This window comes from Nonomuraea sp. NPDC002799, from assembly GCF_053592075.1.
This window is the reverse complement of the sequence record NZ_JBSFVA010000001.1, coordinates 196,898-215,643: the sequence shown is the minus strand read 5'-3', so window position 1 is coordinate 215,643 and position 18,746 is coordinate 196,898. Positions and strand designations below refer to the sequence as shown.

The following is an 18,746-nucleotide window of genomic DNA, read 5'->3' as shown; positions in this document are numbered from 1 at the left end:
ACCTGGCTGGGATGAGGCGAGGCTCCGTTCGGGCCGAGTGTGCCGATCACCGCGCCGGCAGGGGACCAGCAGCAGCCGGGCGCAGGGGGTGTTGGGGCGGCGACTATCGTCTTGGATGTCGTGAAAGGTAGAAAAACCCCGCTGGTGTCCCATGTGCGGATGTTCGTTCGTCGTGCAGGTGAGAGCCCACTGCCCTGGAGGTCGCGATGCGGTACGCCCTGATGATCTACACCGAGCCCGGCTACGAGGACACAGTGTCGGAAGCCGAACGCGAGGCGGCCCGCGCCGAGTTCGCGGCGCTGGCCGATGACCCCCGGTGCAGGGGCGCCGCCCGGATGCAGCCGGCCGAGACGGCGACGAGCGTGCGCGTGGCCGGTGGCCGGATGTTGATGACCGACGGCCCGTTCGCGGACACCAAGGAGGTGCTCGGCGGCTTCTACCTGGTCGAGGCGGCCGACCTGGACGAGGCGATCGAGCTGGCGGCGCGCATCCCGGCCGTCCGGATCGGCGGCGCGGTGGAGGTCAGACCGGTGGCGCGGGGCTGACCGTGCTGGAGGAGGTCTTCCGGGACGAGTGGGGCCGGGTGCTGGCCTCGCTGGTCGGGTTCCTCGGCGACTTCGACCGGGCCGAGGACGCCGCGCAGGAGGCGTTCGCCATCGCGGCGCAGCGCTGGCCCGCGTCGGGCGTGCCGCCCAACCCGGGTGCGTGGCTGGTGACGACGGCCCGCAACCGGGCGATCGACCGGATCCGCCGCGAGCGCACCCTGGCCGCGAAGATCCACCTCCTACCGGTCCCCGAGGTCACCATGGACGAGTCCGACGATGTCGTGATCAAGGATGAACGGCTTGAGCTGATCTTCACCTGCTGCCACCCGGCCCTGCCACTGGAGGGCCAGGTGGCGCTCACGCTGCGGGCCCTCGGCGGCCTGGAGACCGCCGAGATCGCCCGGGCCTTCCTGGTCTCAGAGGAGACCATGAAGCGGCGCCTGTCCCGCGCCAAGGCCAAGATCAAGGCGACCGGGATCCCGTTCGCGGTCCCCGGAGCGCACCGGCTGCCCGAACGCCTCGACGCGGTGCTCGCCGTGATCTACCTGATCTACAACGAGGGTTACCGCGGCCGGGTCGACCTCGGCGCCGAAGCCATCGGCCTGGGGCGAGTGCTGGTCGCGCTCATGCCGGACGAGCTGGAGGCGCACGGGCTGCTGGCGCTGATGATGATCCATCACGCCCGGCGGCGGGCCCGGTTCTCCGGCGAGGATCTCGTGCTGCTCGACGATCAGGACCGGTCGTTGTGGGACATGGGCCAGCTGGAGGCGGGGCGGGCGGTGCTCGATCGGGCGCTGGCGCTGGGCGGGCGCGGCGCCTACGTCGTCCAGGCCGCGATCGCGTCGCTGCAGACGCGGGAGCCGATCGACTGGCCGCAGGTCGCCGAGATGTACGGGCGGCTGGCCGAGCTCACCGGCTCCCCGGTCGTCGAGCTCAACCGTGCCGTGGCGGTCGCCCAAGCCGGCGACCCCGCCGCGGCGTTGCGCGCCGTCGACCGTCTCGACCTGGACGGTTACCTCTACTTCCATTCGACCCGCGGCGAGCTGCTGCGGCGGCTCGGCCGCGACGACGAGGCCCGTACGGCCTACCGCCGGGCGCTGGAGCTGGCCGACTCGACCCCCGAGCGGCGATTCCTGACCCGGCGGCTCGAAGAAGATCTCTGACCTGGGTTGTCCCCCGGACGGGTGCTCGTTCGTCGCCTGGATATGAGCGACAACGAGACGAACAACAAAGCCACGTTCAGCCGCTTCCACGACGCCGTGAACAGCGGCGACGCGGAGATCATCGCGAAGGCGATCGACGAGGCCGTCGGGCCGGACCTGCTGTTCCACGCGCCGGTGCCGATGGGCGCGACGGGGGCGCAGGCACTCAAGAACGTGTGGACGGTGCTCCTTCGCGCGTTCCCCGACATCCACGTGACGATCGAGGACGTGGTCGCGGAGGGGGACAAGGTCGTCTACCGGAACACGGTCACCGGGACGCACCAGGGCGAGTACCGGGGCTTGGCGCCGACCGGTAAGTCCGTCACGTACCAGGAGATCTTCATCGTCCGCTTCGCCGGCGGCCGGATCGCCGAGATCTGGGGGGTCGTCGACGTCTTCTCGCAGATGCGGCAACTCGGCGCCATTCCGGCATAGCCCGCGGCGTCCGTTCGATCAGCGGCCCGCCGGGCGTCCGAGCCTGGCCAGCGGGTGGACCACTCCGGACGGGTGTGTCCCAGCCTCTGTTGGCCACCTGTCCGCGCTGGCTTTGCTGAGCCTTACGCCCGGTCGGACAGCGACCCAGGGCGGAAAGGCCGCAACCTGATGCCCCGCGGATGCGGAGGACGGGACGGCCGCTGAACCAGAACGGGAGCCCAAGTCATGCCAGTCACCACCAAGAAGTCGTCTCCGGTCGTCCTGCTGACCGCCCTCGCGGCCATCAGCGCCACGCTGCTCACCACGAGCCCGGCGGCTGCCGCCGTCAACGAGCGCGGCCAGATGGCGGTCCCCTGCGGCGGCCCCCACAACCATCAGGGGAGGGCCCTTTACCACAACTGCTCCGACGCCCGCGAGAACATCTTCGTGACCTACCTGCTGGGCGGAAACACCTACTTCTGCGTGGCGCCGGGAGAGACGAAGGACGTCGGCAACTGGAGCAACGTGTTCAGGGTCTACAACCGGGGCGGCTGCTGACACCCTTCCCGGGTCCACGGGCCGGCCCGTGGACCCGGGAGCGGGCGCCGATCAGAGGTGATGCCAGGTGATCTGCGCCCGCTGGGCGGCGTCGGCGAGCCACTGATCGAAGGCGGCATCCCCGGCGGCCTCCAGCGTGTCCGCGTCCGCCACGGCCTCCGCCCGTTCGACGATCAAGCCCGTCAGGAAGCGTCCTTCGAAGGGAACCGGTCCGGCGGCGCCGCCGGCCGCCACCTCCCGCAGCGGGGCGGGCAGCTCGCCGGACCAGGTCTGGGCCCTGGTCAGTCGCAACCCCCATCGGTCGCTGAGAGCGCCGTGCAGTTCGGCGGCTTCGATCGGGTCTTCCGACAGCACCCAGGTCGCCCGTACCCGTGCGAACCGGTCACGATGACGGTCGAGATGCCCGGGGCCCAGTTCCGCACGCATCCGGGTGCGGAACTGGCGATCCCTGGCCATCGCCGTCATGTGGTCATGGAACGCCTCGGCGCTCATGCCCATCCGGGCCAGCCACGCCAGCATCGCGTCACGGCTGGTGAGGCCGCGCCGCCGGCGGAAGCCGTCCGCGACCGCCTGGATCTCGTCCAGGCCGACCTGTTCCTTGACGGCGGCGTTCCGCAGGAGGCAGAACCGCACCAGCTCCTCCTGCGGCGACAACCCGGGGCGGGTGAGCGAGCGGAGCATGAGCATCGCCTCGGACGCGGAGACGTGCGTCCCGTCCACGGTCAGCAGATAACCGGCGGCCCAATGGCTGGAATGATCGACCAGCCAGGACGCCCCGTCGTCCGCCTGCACGCCCAGCATGATGGTGCCGCCGGCGGGCTCGTCGATCAGCAGGTCGTAGTCGACGACCGGCGAACCGGGACGCGGGCTGGTCACGAGCTGGGCGCCGAGCGAAGGATGCGAATCGGCCCAGACGGCGGCGGCGCGCTGCGCCTCCTCCACCGCGGAACGCCGGCGGGTCAGCCCGCGCAGCAGGTTCACGCCGCTTTCCAGAGCCGGGCCGAGGGAGGATTGAGTCATTGCGCGTCCGTTTCTTCGGCCGTGAGCCAGTCGGCGATGGCGTCGCTGATGGGCAGGCCGGTCAGATCTTCGATCCAGCCCCACTGCCCATTGGGGTTGATCTCCAGGAACACGTACTCGCCGTCAGGGGTCAGGATGAGGTCGATCGCTCCGAACGACACGCCGAGCGCGGCGGCCAGGTCCACGCACCGGCGGGCGACGTCGTCGGGCAGGTGGTGCACGCTGTGGCGGGCGCGGGTGAAGTCGTAGTGGCGCCAGTCGTCCCGCGTACGCGGCGAATCCTGCGAGGCGATCTCGGCGGCGAAGACCTGCCGGCCGACCACGGTGACCCGCAACTCCACCGCCTTGGCCACGTACGGCTGCAAGATGGCCGGCTCGTGCGCGATCCGGCTCCGGCCCGCGAGCGCCCGCCGGTCCACCACGGTGGTGTAAACGGTGTGGGACGCGCCGTCGATCTGGAACAGGGTGTGCTCCATCGCCTTCGCGATCAGCCGCCCGCCCGCCCGCTCATAGGCGGGCGCCAGCTCGGTCGGGTCGTTGGTGACCACCGTCTGCGGCACGGCGAAGCCGAGCTCCCCGGCCAGGGCCAGGTGGACCAGCTTGTTGTGCGCCCTGCGCAGCACCGGTTGCCTGGCCGGCAACCAGCGCGCGGCCAGCAGATCCCAGAAGCCTTCCAGGAACCACTCCGAGAGCTCGCTCACCCGATCCCGCAGATCGGTGGCCGTGACGTTGCCGGCGGCGCGCGGGCGTCCGGGACGCCGGACCCACACCGCCGTCGTCTCCGAGAGGTCGGCGACCTCCTCGCCCCTGGCCAGGCTGAGGCCGGTGCCGGCCGCTCCGAACCGCGCGGTCAGGCGGGCGGCGGCCGGATACTCGGCGGGATCCCACCAGAGAACGTCCGCGCCCCGGGCTTTCAGCTTGGGCAGGACCATCCGCACGGTCTCGTCGCCAGGCTCACTCAGAATCAGTAACACGTGACCCCCTCAGCCGCGTGGGAGGAACCTCCGTCCCTCCCACGCGGCCGCGATTCTTAGTAGTCGGAGACCCAGTCGGTGGACGGGCTGCCACCCGTGCCGTAACAGCGCTGCATCGGCATGCCGCCGGTGACGAGGCCGAGGTCGGCCTCGTCGATGACGGCCAGCTCGTTGCTCAGATCGTCCAGACTCACGAGTTTCATGTTCCTTGGTTCCCTTCAGAATGAGCCGCGAGCCCCCGCTTGGAACGTGCGGAGACGTCTTCAGCTCCTGGATGAAGCTCACCACCGGCTGTTTGGAAGCGACTTGGAGGTGGCTTGTACGGACGCCCGGCAGCGGTGATCTCCATCTCACGTGGAATAGTGGTTAATTAAGGGATCGTTGAGATCGGGGGTAGCGCGAACGCCGTGACACGGGACCAGAGGGAGTCGCGGCCGACCGCCTGACTCAGGGAGCAGCGTTTGCGTCACGACACGGCCGATCTACATCCCAGAACCGTCGCCGCGGTCTATCCGGCGGGCATGCTGGCGGCACCGCCCCGCACGCTGATCGACGTCCTCGACGAGACCGTCCGCCTGCATCCGGAGGCGCTCGCGCTCGACGACGGCATCGTCCGCCTCGACTACCGCTCGCTGGGCGCGGAGGTGTATCGCCTCGCCGGCGAGCTCACCGCCGCCGGGATCGGCCGCGGCGCCAGGGTCGGCGTGCGCATCGCGTCGGGCACCGCCGAGCTGTACGTCTCCATCCTCGCCGTGCTCGCGGCCGGCGCCGCGTACGTGCCCGTCGACGCCGACGACCCCGACGAGCGCGCCGAACTGGTCTTCGCCGAAGCGAGAACCGACGCCGTGCTGGACGGCGAGCTGACCGTCCGCGACCGGGCTGGGGCGGTGCCCGCGCGGCCCGGCCCGGACGACGACGCGTGGATCATCTTCACCTCCGGCTCCACCGGCAAGCCGAAGGGCGTCGCGGTGACGCATCGCTCCGCGGCTGCCTTCGTCGACGCCGAAGCCGGGCTCTTCCTGCAGGACCGGCCGCTCGGCCCCGGTGACCGGGTGCTGGCCGGGCTCTCGGTGGCCTTCGACGCCTCGTGCGAGGAGATGTGGCTGGCCTGGCGGCACGGCGCCTGCCTCGTGCCCGCGCCCAGATCCCTCGTACGCACCGGCATGGACCTCGGCCCCTGGCTGGCCGAGCAGGGCGTCACGGCGGTCTCGACCGTGCCGACGCTGGCCGCGCTCTGGCCGGCCGGGCACCTCGGCGACATCCGGCTGCTCATCTTCGGCGGTGAGGCGTGCCCGCCCGAACTGGCCGAACGGCTCGCCGTCCCCGGCCGGGAGGTGTGGAACACCTACGGGCCCACCGAGGCGACCGTGGTCGCCTCGGCCGCGCGGCTCACGGGGGAGGGGCCCGTACGCATCGGGCTGCCCCTCGACGGATGGGACCTGGCGGTGGTGGACGCCGCGGGCGAGCCCGTGGCCATGGGCGAGACCGGCGAGCTGATCATCGGCGGCGTGGGCCTGGCCCGCTACCTGGACCCGGTCAAGGACGCCGAGAAGTACGCGCCGCTGCCGTCCCTGGGCTGGGAGCGCGCCTACCGCAGCGGCGACCTGGTACGCGCCGACCCCGAGGGCCTCGTCTTCGCCGGCCGGGCCGACGACCAGGTGAAGCTGGGCGGCCGCCGGATCGAGCTCGGCGAAGTGGACGCCGCGTTGCGGTCGCTGCCGGGGGTGACCGGCGCCGCCGCCGCCGTCCGCACGGCGGGCGGCGGGCACCAGGTGCTCGTCGGCTACGTCGTCACCGAGCCGGGCTTCGACGCCGGGCAGGCGCGCGAGCTGCTCGCGGCTTCGTTGCCGGCCGCCCTCGTGCCGCGCCTGGCGCCCGTGGACGCATTGCCGGTCAAGACCTCCGGCAAGATCGACCGCGACGCGCTGCCCTGGCCGCTGGCCGGGCCGGCCGCGCCGGCGGGCGAGCTGACCCCGGCCCAGGAGCTGCTGGCCGAGCGGTGGACCGCCGTCCTCGGCGTGATGCCGCAGGGGCCGGACGCGGACTTCTTCGCCGACGGCGGCACCAGCCTGGCCGCCGCCCGGCTGGTCTCCGTGTTGCGCCCCGACTTCCCCGACATCTCGGTCGGCGACATCTACGCGCGTCCGACCCTCGCCGCACAGGCCCGGCTGCTGCGCGCCGGCAACGAGCCGGAGCCTCCGCGACGGCCCGTGCGGCCCATGCCCAGAGGCGCCGCGCTCGCGCAGACGGCACTCATGATCCCGCTGCTCACCGTCGGCGCGATGCGCTGGCTCGTGCCGCTCGCCGCCCTCGGCAACCTCCTCGCGCCGCCCTGGGCTCCCGCGCTGTCATGGTGGTGGGTGGCCTTGGGCGCGCTGGTGTTCGTCACGCCCATGGGACGCATGGGTCTTTCGGCGGCGGTCGCCCGGCTGCTGCTGCGCGGCGTCCGTCCGGGCAGCCATCCGCGCGGCGGCGGCACGCACCTGAGACTGTGGTTCGCCGAGCGTTTCGCCGACCGGCTCGGCGTTCCCGACCTCGCGGGCGCGCCCTGGATGCTCTGGTACGCCCGCCTGCTCGGCGCCCAGATCGGCGAGGACGCCGACCTGCACTCGCCCCCGCCGATCACCGGCCTGCTCAGGCTGGGCAGGGGCGCGTCGGTCGAGCCGGAGGTCGATCTCAGCGGCCACTGGTACGACGGCGACCTGCTGCGCATCGGGGAGATCCGGATCGGCGCGTACGCCACGGTCGGCTCCCGCGCCACCTTGCTGCCCGGCGCGCGCATCGGCAAGAACTCCCAGGTCGCCCCGGGATCGGCGGTCGCCGGAACCGTGCCGTCGGGCGAGCGCTGGGCCGGTGTCCCCGCGTTCAGGCAGGGCAAGCCGCGCAGGACCCGGCCCGCCGAACGCGCCGCCCGCTCCCGCCTCTGGGTGTCGCTCTACGGCGTGGCCGCCATCGTGCTCAGCCTGCTCCCGGCCGTCGCCGCCGGGGCCGCGCTCGCGGTCCTCGCCGCCTTCGCCGGGGACGCCCGTACGCTCGGCGCCGCCCTCGCCGCCGCCCTGCCCGCCGTGCCGCTCGCCACGATCGCGGGCATGGCGACGTTCGCCCTGATCACGCTGGTGAGCGTGCGGCTGCTCGGCCTGGGTCTGCAGCCGGGACACCACCCGGTGCACAGCCGCCAAGCCTGGCAGGCGTGGGTGACGGGCCGGCTGATGGCCGCGGCACGGGTCTGGTTGTTCCCCCTGTACGCGAGCGTCCTGACCCCCGCGTGGTTGCGGGCCCTCGGCATGAAGGTGGGCCGCGGCGCCGAGTTGTCCACCGTCCTCGCCCTGCCCACGATGACCACGGTCGGCGACGGCGCCTTCCTGGCCGACGACACCATGGTCGCCCCCTACGAGCTCGACGGCGGCTGGATGCGCATCGCCTCCGCCCGGATCGGCAAGCGCGCCTTCCTCGGCAACTCCGGGATGACCGCGCCCGGCCGCAAGGTGCCCAAGGACGGCCTGGTCGGAGTCCTGTCGGCGACGCCGAAGAAGGCCAAGTCCGGCTCGTCGTACGTGGGCATGCCGCCGATGAAGCTGCGCCGTACCGCCGAGGAGGGCGACCGGAGCAGGACCTACGACCCGCCCGCGCGCTTCAAGGCGGCGCGGGCGCTGGTCGAGGTGTGCCGGGTGGTGCCCGCCATGTGCCTGGTCGCGCTCGTCGTCCTGGTCGCGGCCGCCGTCGAGTGGCTCGCCGCGCGCTACGGCTTCGCCGCGGCGGCCGCGTTGAGCGGCCTCGTCATGATGGCCGCCGGGCTGCTCGCGGCGGCGGTCGCGACGGCCGCCAAGTGGGCGCTGGTCGGCCGGATCAGGATCGGGAACCGGCCGCTGTGGAGCTCGTTCGTGTGGCGCAACGAGCTGGCGGACAACTTCGTCGAGGTGCTGGCCGCGCCCTGGTTCGCCCAGCCGTGGCTGGGGACCGCGCCGCTGAACGTGTGGCTGCGCTCGCTCGGGGCACGCGTCGGCCATGGGGTCACGTGCGACACGTACTGGCTGCCCGAGGCGGATCTGGTGACCCTCGGCGACGGCGCGTGCGTCAACCGGGGCTGCGTGCTGCAGACGCACCTGTTCCATGATCGGGTGATGAGCATCGACACGGTGACGCTGGAGGCCGGCGCGACGCTGGGCCCGCACGGCGTCGTCCTTCCGGCCGCCCACGTGGGCGCCGGCACCACGATCGGGCCCGCCTCCCTGGTCATGCGGGGCGAGGGCGTGCCCGCCGGCACCCGGTGGTTCGGCAATCCCATCTCGGTATGGCGATGACGTCCTACTTCCCCGATCACGGCGACCTCCGCTACCGGGTCGTGCACTACGACCTCGACCTCGGCTACCGGGTGGCGGCCAACCGGCTCGACGGGCGGGCCAGGCTGACGGTGTCGGCCGCGGAGCCGCTCACCGACCTCGCCCTCGACCTCGGCCAGTTCCGCGTCTCGGGCGTCAAGGTGGACGGCCTGACCGCCCGTTACGCCCACGGCCAGGGCAAACTGCGGGTGACCCTGCCCAGGCCGCTGCTCGCCGGAGCGCGGGCCGTCGTCGAGGTCGGCTACGCGGGCCGCCCCGTGCCGGTGCGCAGCGCCTGGGGCGGGCTGGGCTGGGAGGAGCTGACCGACGGCGCGCTCGTCGCCGGCCAGCCGATCGGCGCGCCCTCCTGGTTCCCGTGCAACGACCGGCCCGGCGACAAGGCGACCTACCGGATCTCCGTGACCACCTCGCCCGCGTACCAGGTCATCGCGAACGGCGTGCTCGCCGTCAAGCGGCGCGGGGCCGGCACCGTGACGTGGGTCTACGACCAGGCCGAGCCCATGGCGACCTATCTGGCGAGCGTGCAGATCGGGCGCTACCAGCTCGTGCAGGAAGGCGACATCCGGCTGGCCCATCCGCTGCGCCTGGCCACCCGCGCCCGCTACGACTTCGGCCGGCAGGGCGAGATGATGGCGCTGTTCACCGACCTGTTCGGGGCTTATCCGTTCGCCGGCTACACGGTCGTGGTGGTCGACGACGACCTGGACATCCCGGTCGAGGCCCAGGGCATGTCGATCTTCGGCAGGAACCACGTGGACGGCGCGCGCGGGTCCGAGCGGCTGGTCGCGCACGAGCTGGCGCACCAGTGGTTCGGCAACAGCCTCACCGTGGCCTGCTGGCGTGACATCTGGCTGCAGGAGGGCTTCGCCACCTACGCCGAATGGCTCTGGTCGGAGATGTCGGGCGGGCCGTCGGCGGCCAAGCACGCCCTGCGCTGGTACCGCAGGCTCGAAGGGCTCCCGCAGGACTTCGTGCTGGCCGACCCCGGCCCGGCCGCGCTCTTCGACGACCGCGTCTACAAGCGGGGCGCGCTGACCCTGCACGCCCTGCGCGACGCGCTGGGGGACCGGGCCTTCTTCGCCGTGTTGCGCTCGTGGAGCACCCTGCGCAGGCACGGGAGCGTCACCACCGAGGAGTTCACCTCGCACGTCCGGCGGTACGGCTCCGTCGGCGCGCTGCTGACCGCCTGGCTGCACGACAAACCACTCCCTCTCATGACTTATTGATCAAGTTCGCGGCGGCTCGCTACAGTAGGCGCTCCCCTCCTCAGGAGCGCCTCTTGCGTCGCTACCGATCAGGCACGATCGCCGCGCTGATCGCGGCCGGCTATGTGGGCGTCACGCTCGCCGCAGGGGTCGTGACGCTCGTCACCGGCGAGCTCGGCTTCGTCTGGTGGGCTGTCCTGCGCGAGCCGCCACTGCAAGGGCTCGCCGTCAGATGGTGGATCCTGCTGTCCCTGGTCCCGGTCGTGGTGGTGCAGGGGTGGGCCTACTGGCAGGTGCTGCGCGGCCCGTTACGCGGCGGCCCGCCGCACCGCGACCGGCGGGTCACGCTGCTGCTATGGGCGCTCTACCTCAGCGTCGCCTGGTGTTTCCTCCCGTACTCCGTGGTTCCGTGGACGTGGTGGCAGAGCCTGCTCAGCCTGTCGGTGCAGGTGGCCACCGCCGTGCTGTACTTCCTGGTGCTGCGCTGCGCCAGATGGCTGCGGCTGGCCGTGCTCATCGGCGGGACGCTGAACGGGCTGACCGCGTTCGCCGGCTCCATGGTGTACGGCCTCGGCGCCCTCACCTGGCTCCTCCCCGTCCTGGACTGGGTCAACCTGACCTGGCTGGCATGGATGATCCCGATCCTGGCGGCGCAAGCCAGGGACCCGCGCTGGAGCAGAACCACGGTGTGGCTGGGAGCGCTCAGCGTGGCGACGGCCATCCTGCCGCCTTCGGAGATCGCGACGGCGTTGATGCCCGCCGACGAGGCGCAGATGCTGGTCTGGTCCCTGTTCAGCGCCGTCAGCGTCTTCGGGATGTTGTGGCTGGCCCGCTCGGCGCACGACCTCGCCGGCCCGCTTCCCGCCCACGCCCCAGCGCCGCGGCCGGCCCGTCCGCCGGCCCGGTGGTGGCCGCTGCCCGCGCTCGCCGTCGTGCTGCCGCTGCTCCCGGCGGCCGTGAACCTCGCTCGCGGAATGCCCTTCTGGCACGGCCCCAGGGGCGAGATCGACCGTTTCGTGCGCGAGGTCGGCGGCGACTTCGCCATGGTGTGGCTCGCCCTCGACCTCCTCGTCGGGGTCGGCGTCCCCGCGCTCCTGGTCCTCGCCGCGGTCCTGCGCCGGACGCGGCGCCTGCTCCGGGGGACGATGACGTTCCTGGTCATCACCGCCGCGATCGGCGTGCTCACCACGCGGGGCGACGGGGGAAGCCTCGGCGACGACCCGTCGCCGTACCCGGGCAGCCTGTTCGTCAAGGACGGCGAGATCTTCCTGACCGGCGGCATCTCCCCTCTGTGGTTCAGCGCCGCCCTTCTCACCTCCGCGCTCATCCTGCTGTTCCTGTACGCCCCCGCGCCGGCCGGACGCCTGCGCCACCACGTGCTCGTGACCGCGCTCGCCACGACCGTCCTCGTCGCCTTCCTGCCCGCCGCCGACCACGCCCGCGGCCCGGTCACCACGGCCGCGGACTGCGAGCCGGACTTCGGCTCCGAACGGCCCAAGCCGACCCCCGAGCAGCGGTTCGTCTGCGGCATCCGCAAGGACACCACGTTCACGTACGCCGCCACCGCCCCCGACCAGGTGCTCCTCGCGCACGGTCGGCGGTTGTGCGGCGTCTACACGCGCAACGACCCCCAGGAGCTCGCCCGCCTGCACGCCGGGGAGAACCTGCGGCGCGACGACCTGACCCACCCGCTCGCCACGATCTGCCCCGGCGCCGCCGCGGTCGTCCAGGCGGCGGCGGACGCCCAGGAAAGGGAGACCCAGGAGTGGGAGGCGGACGCCCAGCGCATGTGCGACGCGACCCCGCAGCACCGCCCGCTCATCAAGGCGGCCAAGACGACCCGGGTCAAGAAACCCCAGTGGACGGACTACGGCGTCATGGAGGCGTACGGGGAGCCCGAGGCCGACTACGACCCCGGCGACATGGAGCTCCTGGACAAGGCCCAGCGCAACGGCCTGGTCGCCGCCCGCCCCGGCCACCTGATGGTGTTGTCCCACTCCGACTTCGACGTGTGCGTCACCATGGAGACCTACACCCGCCGCCCGCCGGTCGAGACCAAAGGCTGGGACCACGTCGTCGAAGTCGGCTACCAGCAGGCCGGCGACTCCATCGTGTTCGAGGACCAGATGGGCGACCAGGAGCTGCCCGACCTCGCGCTCGACGGCTACCAGGGCCCCTATCGGATCCGCGTGCACTACGCGTGGTTCCCGTGGCAGGGCGAGCAGGAGGCCGCCCAGCGGCTGCTGGTCATGGCCTTCCCCGGGAAGGGCGACAAGGTCGTCACCTACCGCGGGCCGGCCCGGCGACGATGACCGGCATTGTCGGTGGCACCTGATGGAATGCGCAGGACCAGATCGTGCGACGTCGCAGGAGCCCGCCGTGGACCGTCACGCATGGAAGCCGTTCCTTCAGCGCTGGAGCGAGGAGTGGCGCATCGCCAACCCCGACGAGGAGCCGGACGGCGACCCCTGGCTCGGCGGCCCGGCCGCCACGGAGGACGAGGTGCGTGCGCTGGAGGCACGTCTGGGGTGCGCGCTGCCTCCGTCATTCCGGGAGTTCTTACTGGTCACCAACGGCTGGCGGCATGCGGGCAATTTCGTCTGGAGCCTGCGCGGCACCGAGGAGCTCGGCTGGCTGGCCGACCTGGAGCCGTTCTGGGCCGACGCCTACGCCGACTGGGAGGAGGAGGAGACGGAGCCCGCGGCGGCACGCTCGTTGCTGATCTCCCTGGAGGCGGACGCCGGCGTCGTCTACCTCGACCCGGGCGATGTCGACGAGCACGGCGAATGGGCGGCCTACGACGTGTTCTCGTGGACGGCCGCAGGCCCCGACCGGCACGGTTCGTTCTACGAGAAGATGTACGACTTCTACGCCGGATTCCATGCCCTCGACCGCCCCCGATGCGAGACCCAGCGCGGGTGGGACGCCAAGGTCGAGGACGCCCGGCTGGCGAGCCTGCGCGGCGAGGTGGACCACCCGCTGGCAGTGCTGGCGCAGGCCGCGCGTTTCGGCCGCGACCGCGCCACGTTCCTGCACTTCCAGATGCGGACCCTGTTAAGGGAGCAGGACGACGACCCGTTCCACCGCCTGGTCACGCGCGGCGACACCGGGATGTGGACCCTCGACGAGGACCTGTTCGCCGCCGAGGCCCTGCCGCTGCTGTTCGCCGCGCACGAGCAGGCCCGCCGCTTCGGCTCCGGGTCCACGCTCCAGTCCTTGTGGGACCGCGGCCCGCAGGAGGTCAAGCGCCTGCTCGGCCACCATCAGGCGTGGCGCAAAGAGCCGGGGTTCCGGCTCTCCTTCGGCAACCCGGAGTTCGACGAGGCCGCGCACGCCGCTCTCGACGCCGGCGAGGACGCCTGGCCGCGCCTTCGTGACGCCCTCGGCCATTGGCGGCCGCTGCACGAGGACCACCTCGCGCCGATCGCCCTGCTGGCCGACCCCCGGGCCGCCCGCCTGATCACGCCAGAGCGCGGACGCGAACTCCTGGCCACGAGCCGGGGCTGAACGCAGGCCGGTGACCGCCGCGAAGCCGGTCGCGCGGCGGTCACCGTGCGACCGAGCCGAGGCGATCGATGAAGATCCCGGTCGGCCTGTCAGCGTCGATCGTCGCAAGTTTGACGATCGAGTCGGTGCCTTCCGTGACCGTCAGTTCACCGCTGTGGTTGTTCATGTCGGTGGCGGCGAATTTGCGATTGGCGACCTCCCCGGGAGTGGCGATGTTGAACTTGATCTGTGGGAGCGCCTGGGCGTACCGGACAGTGATCATGTTCAGCGCCGCTTTCGACGAGCTGTAGGCGAGTTCGTGGAATCTCGAGGAGGGCTGCTCCGGATCGGTCACGACCGTGAAGGAACCGACCGCGCTGGACACCATCACCACCCGCGGATGGTCCGTCGCCTGAAGCAGGGGAGGACGCGTGCGTGACCCTGATCGGCCCGTACACGTTGGTGTCGTACACGAAATGGATGTCGTCGACCGTCGCAGTGGTCAGCGCAACACCCTTACCGGGCGAGCCGGCGTTGTTGATCAGCACATCCAGCCGATCGGTGTGCTCCCGGACGAGCCGTACTGCGTCGGTCACCGACTCGTCCGAGGTCACGTAGAGCGGGACATGTGTGAGCTCGCGACGCCCGATAGGAGATGATCCGTGGGCCTACGGCTTGGCGCGTAGCGCATCGGGGCTTCGATCCGGGGCGATCGTGGAATGTTCTGCGTTGTGATCGCCCCCCGGCCAGGAGGTTCCTCGTGTTCCACAAGATCGTGCGAGCCTTGACCCAAACCGCTTCAGGCCAACGGCAGGCAGCCGAGGACGATGCGCACGCGTACGGAACACAACTGCTCAGAGAGGCCCGCGAGGAGCTCAACCGGGCCGATACCAAAGCCCAGGTTCTCCTCGGCATTGTCGGCATCGGCCTCGGCGCCGTCACAGGCGGCCTGCTCGCGGGGAACTGGTCACCTTTTGCGATGTCCAATGCCGTCGAATGGCTGTGGTGGGCAGGGGCGGCGGCAGCTCTGGCGTCCGTGGTGGTGCTCGCTGGCGCGGTCTATCCGCGGTTGGATAGACGGAAGGGGAACGGCACCGTCATGTACTACGCCGATGTCTTCCACCTCGACTCTAGGGCGACCGTCGTCAGCGCTTTGAGGCGGTCCTCGGCACTGGACCTGGAGCGAGCCGCTGATCAGCTGTACCGGGTTAGCCGCATCGTCGGGCAGAAGTATCGCCTCATCCGCTGGGGGTTCTGGCTGCTTCTGGGCGGAATGACGGCTACGGTGAGCGCGGCGCTGATCAACGTCGTGCTCACCGGGTCTCCGCCGTGACCGCGCAGGCGTAGGTGTGACGCCGCTCCGACAGGCAGGTCACACTCCGCCTACCAGCAGAGTGTCGTCTTCCAATGGCGGAACGGGCAGGCCGAGAAGTTCCAGGGTGCTGCGGAGTACTGATTCGTTGGTGACGACGAAGTTGAGCATGTCCACCGATTGGTAGCTCTGCATGATCTTATCGACGGTGCCAAGGAGTTCCTGCGCTCCCTGCTGCCGCTGCTCGACGAGGTCCGCGATGATCTGCGGCAGTTGCTCTGGGGTGACGGCCAGTTGGATCGCGTGCACCACTCGGGCGCTTCCCTCCACAGCGGCGAGGAACTCCTGCCATTTCTGCCGGACCTCGTCGGTGCTCTGGATTTTGAGCAACGCTGCGGCGGCGTCGGATTTGATGTCGTGCTGCTTTCTGTGGGCATCCCGGTTGAGCTGGCGTATCTCCTCGGGAACGTTCACCTCGGCTCTGACCGTCCATCGGTAGACTCCCGTCATTTCTCCTGAGATCGATCTGAGCTGGTCGTTCACGGCCTGTTCCGCCGCGCCTGCGCCGGTGATCTCGAACCGCCGGGTGATCGGACGCACCTCCTGGCAAGCGCGCTGGAGAACCGCCTCGGCTTCGGGCACTTCATCGTTGAGCACGACTCGGGCTCGTTTCCCGGCCGAGGTCGCGGTCCGGAGCAGGGTGACGGAGAAGTCGTAAGCGTCGCCCTTGGCGGGCGAGGCCAGAACGAACGGCTCGATGTGGACGGGCGGTTCGGCCTCGGGCTCGTTCTGCTGGACGTGATAAAGCATGGGTGCCAGCCATTTGCGCATGTGATCAGCTCCTGTGAACGAGTTGACGCAGGTGGTGATGAAGATCGGCAGAGATCTCGCCGTGGTGCCGCCAGAACCGGAGGTAGAGCAGGGCCCGCTTGGCGTTCCGCCTATCGGTCAGGCTGAAGATCTGGTCCGTGATCTCCCGTACGGTGGGCCGCTCGTCGTAATAGCGCAGCCACTCGCTCAGCAGCAGGTCCCAAGACTCGGGCACGGCCAGGCGCCCCTTTTCCTCGTAGCTGAGCGCGTTGCGCCAGAGCGTCGCCAGCGAGGGATCGGGATCGAGCCGGCTCAGATGTGGCCGCTCAGGGGTCGGGACGGGCAGCGCGGCCAGCCGTCCGAAGGCGAGGGCGGCACTGTGATGACCGGCAGGACCTCCGTCACCGACCCAACCGGCGAGGTTGTTCACGATGGTGCGAGCGGTGTCCGCGCGATACAGATAGGCGATGGACTGGGCCACGTCGCGGTGGAACTTGTCGCCTCTGGTGAGAACCAGGGTCCTGAACGCGGCGAGGGCTTGGTCGGGTGCGGCGAGACCAACGGACGAGGCGTAGGCGCGGATCGCGATCGCCTTCTCCGAATCCCTGCCCTGGATCATCGAACGGAGATGAAGGTGGACGCGGCGTGTCATCGACGGGTCCTCGGCGGCGGCTTCCAGCGCCAGGGCAGCGAGCTGGTGATCCCGGGACCGGGAGGACCGGCTCCACACCTCCAGGAACCGCTCGTTCACGAGGGCGAAGTCGAAGGTCGCAAGCTTCCCGACTGCATGCCCGACCTTGATTCTCGTGTGCGAAGATCCCTCGCCGCCGAGCCAGAGCAGCCAGTCGACCAACGAGTCGCGGATGGTCGGCTGGTCTTCCCAGATGACGCGCAGCATGACGGCCGCCAGCTTGGGGCGTCTCAGCCTTATGCTCCGCCCGCCACCGGGCCCGGCGGGTGTGGCTTCGGCATCCACGTAACTCAGCCAGAGGGGTAGCTTCTCCCAGAGCTGGACTGGTTTCGGCGAATGATCACGGCGCCACTTCTCGTTTAGCCGTTCGGCCAGGGCCAGCGCCGCGCCGGAGATTTCCGCCTCGGGCAGCCCATGGAGTACGGCGATGCTCGTCATGAAACACCGGCCTAGGATCGGCCTGCGCTTCTCTAGATCGTCGCCGACCTTCACGCGCATTCGGTGGAATCGCCGGTCCAGCATGACCTCGATGGGAGTGCCGGCCTCCACAGTGGCGGCCACCTGCTTGGCTAGCTCGACCACCTGCCAGGGCGCGGAGTGAGCGCGAAGTTCCTCGTCCAGAAGCCGCTGATCGTCCGGGGTGAGCCGAGTGCCCGATGCCTGAACGGACATATGCTTGGCGAAGAGCCGGGTGTTCGGCGGGGGGTCGTGCTCGATCATGGGTGCGGCAGAGGAGCTGATGTGCTCCGGCACCAAGACGATCACCCTGCAGTCCGCGTTGACGCCGGCCCGCTTGAGATTCGTGGTCACCCTGTCTACGGCATCGGGTGTATCGACCAGGTCCAGCAAGTAGCCGTGTCCCGATTCCAGTTTCCAGTCACGGGGGTTCGGCGTGCTCGCTCCATGCGGAATGATCCAGCTCGCTCTGCCACACCAGTCGAGCAGTGCTGCCAGGGCCGTGGTCGCCTTTCCGGTCTCTGCCGCGCCACCGAGCAGGACCAGGCGTTCGCTGTCGAGCAGCCTGCGTGCTTCGGCTTGCGACTGGGTCGATATCAGCGTTCGCCGTAGGTCCTCGATCTCGCTTTCCGTCAGTTCGTGAATCGTCGCCGTCGTTTGAGCCCGCCCCTGGTCTACGTGAATGTCGCCTTGGGCGAGCCAGATGTTCCCCTTCTTGACGCGGTTGCGCACGCGGCCGATCAGGTCCCGGGTGCCGACGCTGGGCCGCTCGTCGGCGAACAGGTCGTCCAGGCTCTGCCTGCGTTCCAACCACTCCTGTCCGGAGGCGGTCATCTCGTTGCGGATCGATTGGTTGTCAGGTTCCTGGGATGTCTCGTCCGCTTCCTCGAGAGCGGCGGCTTCGACCTCCGGTTCTTCCGGCTGCGGATTCTCGGATCTCGGTTCCTCAGGCGAGGAGTCGCTCATTTCTTCCTCCGCTTCGGATCACGAGTGACGTTGATGTCTCCTTGCGCGAAAAGAATGTCGCCTCTCTTGACCCGGTTCTTGATCGACCCGATGCTCGACGGCGGTGATGACGGGGCGTCGCGGAACGGCGGGGACTCTGGAATCTCCATGTCGTGAACGTCGAAGTGCGGCACGTACAGATATGCCGGGTACTCCTGCTTCTTCTCCGCCACCGCGACCTCCAGAAACTCTGACGGTCTCGGCCGCCCCGGCCCCTGTGACACGTAGTCGCGGAACACCTCCCGCGAGACGATCAGCGCCAGATCGGCGTCGCGGAAGGTGTCGAGAGCGGTCCGGATCGGTGCCGAATCGCGCAATCTCGCGGGCTGTACCGCGTGCTGCCCAGGCCATCCGGCCGCGCCGTCCAACTGCAGCGGTCCGACGTGGACGGCCAGCCTTATTCTCATCCGGGCCCAAGTGGGATCGGCGCGTCGACTGTTGTGCGCCGCTATGGCCGCGTCCAGCTCAGTCAGGAACGGATCGAGGAGAAGAGGAATCGTGACGAGCGGGCCCGGCTCGGCGGGAAGGACGGCGGTCAGCGAATCACCGCCCACCTGACACGACCACGACTCCCGATCCAGCCGAACGCGGTCCGCCGCCGTCTCGATGGCGCAGATCAGGCCGGACTGGAGGGTTCGCTGCTGGGCATCGGTGCGGCCGCCGTAGTTCTCGATGTCGGCAGTGAGCAGGACGCGGTAATCGTGCGTGACCATGGCATCTCCAATGAG

16 protein-coding genes and 1 pseudogene are annotated in these 18,746 nt (G+C 70.3%); 9 read left to right on the top strand and 8 right to left on the bottom strand.

What is annotated here, in order from left to right; genetic code table 11:
- Positions 1–206 precede the first annotated feature (206 nt).
- The 4 genes from ACWD0F_RS00940 to ACWD0F_RS00925 all read left to right on the top strand — a co-directional run bounded on the left by ACWD0F_RS00940 (position 207) and on the right by ACWD0F_RS00925 (position 2,719).
- Positions 207–545 (top strand): YciI family protein, encoded by a 339-nt coding sequence (locus ACWD0F_RS00940; protein WP_449871453.1) that lies wholly within the window; start codon positions 207–209, stop codon positions 543–545.
- Between the two features lie 2 nt (positions 546–547).
- On the top strand, positions 548–1,708 hold the full coding sequence (locus ACWD0F_RS00935; protein ID WP_449871451.1) for an RNA polymerase sigma factor: 1,161 nt from the start codon (positions 548–550) through the stop codon (positions 1,706–1,708).
- A gap of 42 nt (positions 1,709–1,750) precedes the next feature.
- Positions 1,751–2,182 carry an ester cyclase gene (locus ACWD0F_RS00930; protein WP_449871449.1) on the top strand — a complete coding sequence of 144 codons (432 nt, stop codon included), beginning with the start codon at positions 1,751–1,753 and terminating at the stop codon, positions 2,180–2,182.
- 225 nt (positions 2,183–2,407) lie between these two features.
- Complete coding sequence (locus tag ACWD0F_RS00925; RefSeq protein WP_449871448.1) at positions 2,408–2,719, top strand: hypothetical protein; 312 nt, start codon at positions 2,408–2,410, stop codon at positions 2,717–2,719.
- A 51-nt stretch (positions 2,720–2,770) separates the two neighbouring features.
- Here the strand turns inward: ACWD0F_RS00925 and ACWD0F_RS00920 are convergent, their stop codons facing one another.
- The 3 genes from ACWD0F_RS00920 to ACWD0F_RS00910 are packed head-to-tail and all read right to left on the bottom strand — an operon-like array spanning position 2,771 to position 4,916.
- The gene (locus tag ACWD0F_RS00920) at positions 2,771–3,739 is read right to left on the bottom strand and encodes a TIGR04500 family putative peptide maturation system protein (RefSeq protein WP_449871446.1); all 969 of its coding nucleotides are present in this window, start codon (positions 3,737–3,739) and stop codon (positions 2,771–2,773) included.
- Entirely contained in the window at positions 3,736–4,713 is a 978-nt protein-coding gene (locus ACWD0F_RS00915) for an MvdC/MvdD family ATP grasp protein (RefSeq protein WP_449871444.1), read from the bottom strand. The genes ACWD0F_RS00920 and ACWD0F_RS00915 overlap by 4 nt, the downstream gene beginning before the upstream one ends.
- A gap of 56 nt (positions 4,714–4,769) precedes the next feature.
- The gene (locus tag ACWD0F_RS00910; RefSeq protein ID WP_449871443.1) at positions 4,770–4,916 is read right to left on the bottom strand and encodes a hypothetical protein; all 147 of its coding nucleotides are present in this window, start codon (positions 4,914–4,916) and stop codon (positions 4,770–4,772) included.
- A 258-nt stretch (positions 4,917–5,174) separates the two neighbouring features.
- Between ACWD0F_RS00910 and ACWD0F_RS00905 the strand changes: the two genes are divergently transcribed.
- From ACWD0F_RS00905 to ACWD0F_RS00890, 4 genes are all read left to right on the top strand, one after another.
- Positions 5,175–9,014 carry a Pls/PosA family non-ribosomal peptide synthetase gene (locus ACWD0F_RS00905; RefSeq protein ID WP_449871442.1) on the top strand — a complete coding sequence of 1,280 codons (3,840 nt, stop codon included), beginning with the start codon at positions 5,175–5,177 and terminating at the stop codon, positions 9,012–9,014.
- Complete coding sequence (locus ACWD0F_RS00900; protein WP_449871441.1) at positions 9,005–10,279, top strand: M1 family metallopeptidase; 1,275 nt, start codon at positions 9,005–9,007, stop codon at positions 10,277–10,279. Before ACWD0F_RS00905 ends, ACWD0F_RS00900 begins: the two co-directional genes overlap by 10 nt.
- A gap of 53 nt (positions 10,280–10,332) precedes the next feature.
- Complete coding sequence (locus tag ACWD0F_RS00895; RefSeq protein ID WP_449871439.1) at positions 10,333–12,570, top strand: hypothetical protein; 2,238 nt, start codon at positions 10,333–10,335, stop codon at positions 12,568–12,570.
- Positions 12,571–12,637: 67 nt separating this feature from the next.
- Positions 12,638–13,765, top strand: a complete 1,128-nt coding sequence (locus ACWD0F_RS00890) for an SMI1/KNR4 family protein (RefSeq protein ID WP_449871437.1) — start codon at positions 12,638–12,640, stop codon at positions 13,763–13,765.
- Positions 13,766–13,805: 40 nt separating this feature from the next.
- Here ACWD0F_RS00890 and ACWD0F_RS00885 read toward each other — a convergent pair whose 3' ends face one another.
- The gene (locus ACWD0F_RS00885) at positions 13,806–14,138 is read right to left on the bottom strand and encodes a hypothetical protein (RefSeq protein WP_449872383.1); all 333 of its coding nucleotides are present in this window, start codon (positions 14,136–14,138) and stop codon (positions 13,806–13,808) included.
- A 70-nt stretch (positions 14,139–14,208) separates the two neighbouring features.
- Positions 14,209–14,340, bottom strand: a pseudogene (locus tag ACWD0F_RS00880) (short-chain dehydrogenase); the annotation flags it as partial.
- A 164-nt stretch (positions 14,341–14,504) separates the two neighbouring features.
- On the opposite strand from ACWD0F_RS00880, the gene ACWD0F_RS00875 reads away from it, so the two are divergent.
- Complete coding sequence (locus ACWD0F_RS00875) at positions 14,505–15,077, top strand: Pycsar system effector family protein (RefSeq protein ID WP_449871435.1); 573 nt, start codon at positions 14,505–14,507, stop codon at positions 15,075–15,077.
- 39 nt (positions 15,078–15,116) lie between these two features.
- Here the strand turns inward: ACWD0F_RS00875 and ACWD0F_RS00870 are convergent, their stop codons facing one another.
- From ACWD0F_RS00870 to ACWD0F_RS00860, 3 genes are read right to left on the bottom strand one after another with little or no spacing between them, the layout of a single operon-like run.
- Positions 15,117–15,887, bottom strand: coding sequence for a hypothetical protein (locus ACWD0F_RS00870; protein WP_449871433.1), 771 nt, complete (start codon positions 15,885–15,887; stop codon positions 15,117–15,119).
- A 4-nt stretch (positions 15,888–15,891) separates the two neighbouring features.
- A complete protein-coding gene (locus ACWD0F_RS00865; RefSeq protein ID WP_449871431.1) occupies positions 15,892–17,979 on the bottom strand; it encodes a hypothetical protein in 2,088 nt (695 codons plus the stop codon).
- Positions 17,976–18,731 carry a hypothetical protein gene (locus tag ACWD0F_RS00860; RefSeq protein ID WP_449871429.1) on the bottom strand — a complete coding sequence of 252 codons (756 nt, stop codon included), beginning with the start codon at positions 18,729–18,731 and terminating at the stop codon, positions 17,976–17,978. Before ACWD0F_RS00860 ends, ACWD0F_RS00865 begins: the two co-directional genes overlap by 4 nt.
- Between the last annotated feature and the right edge of the window lie 15 nt (positions 18,732–18,746).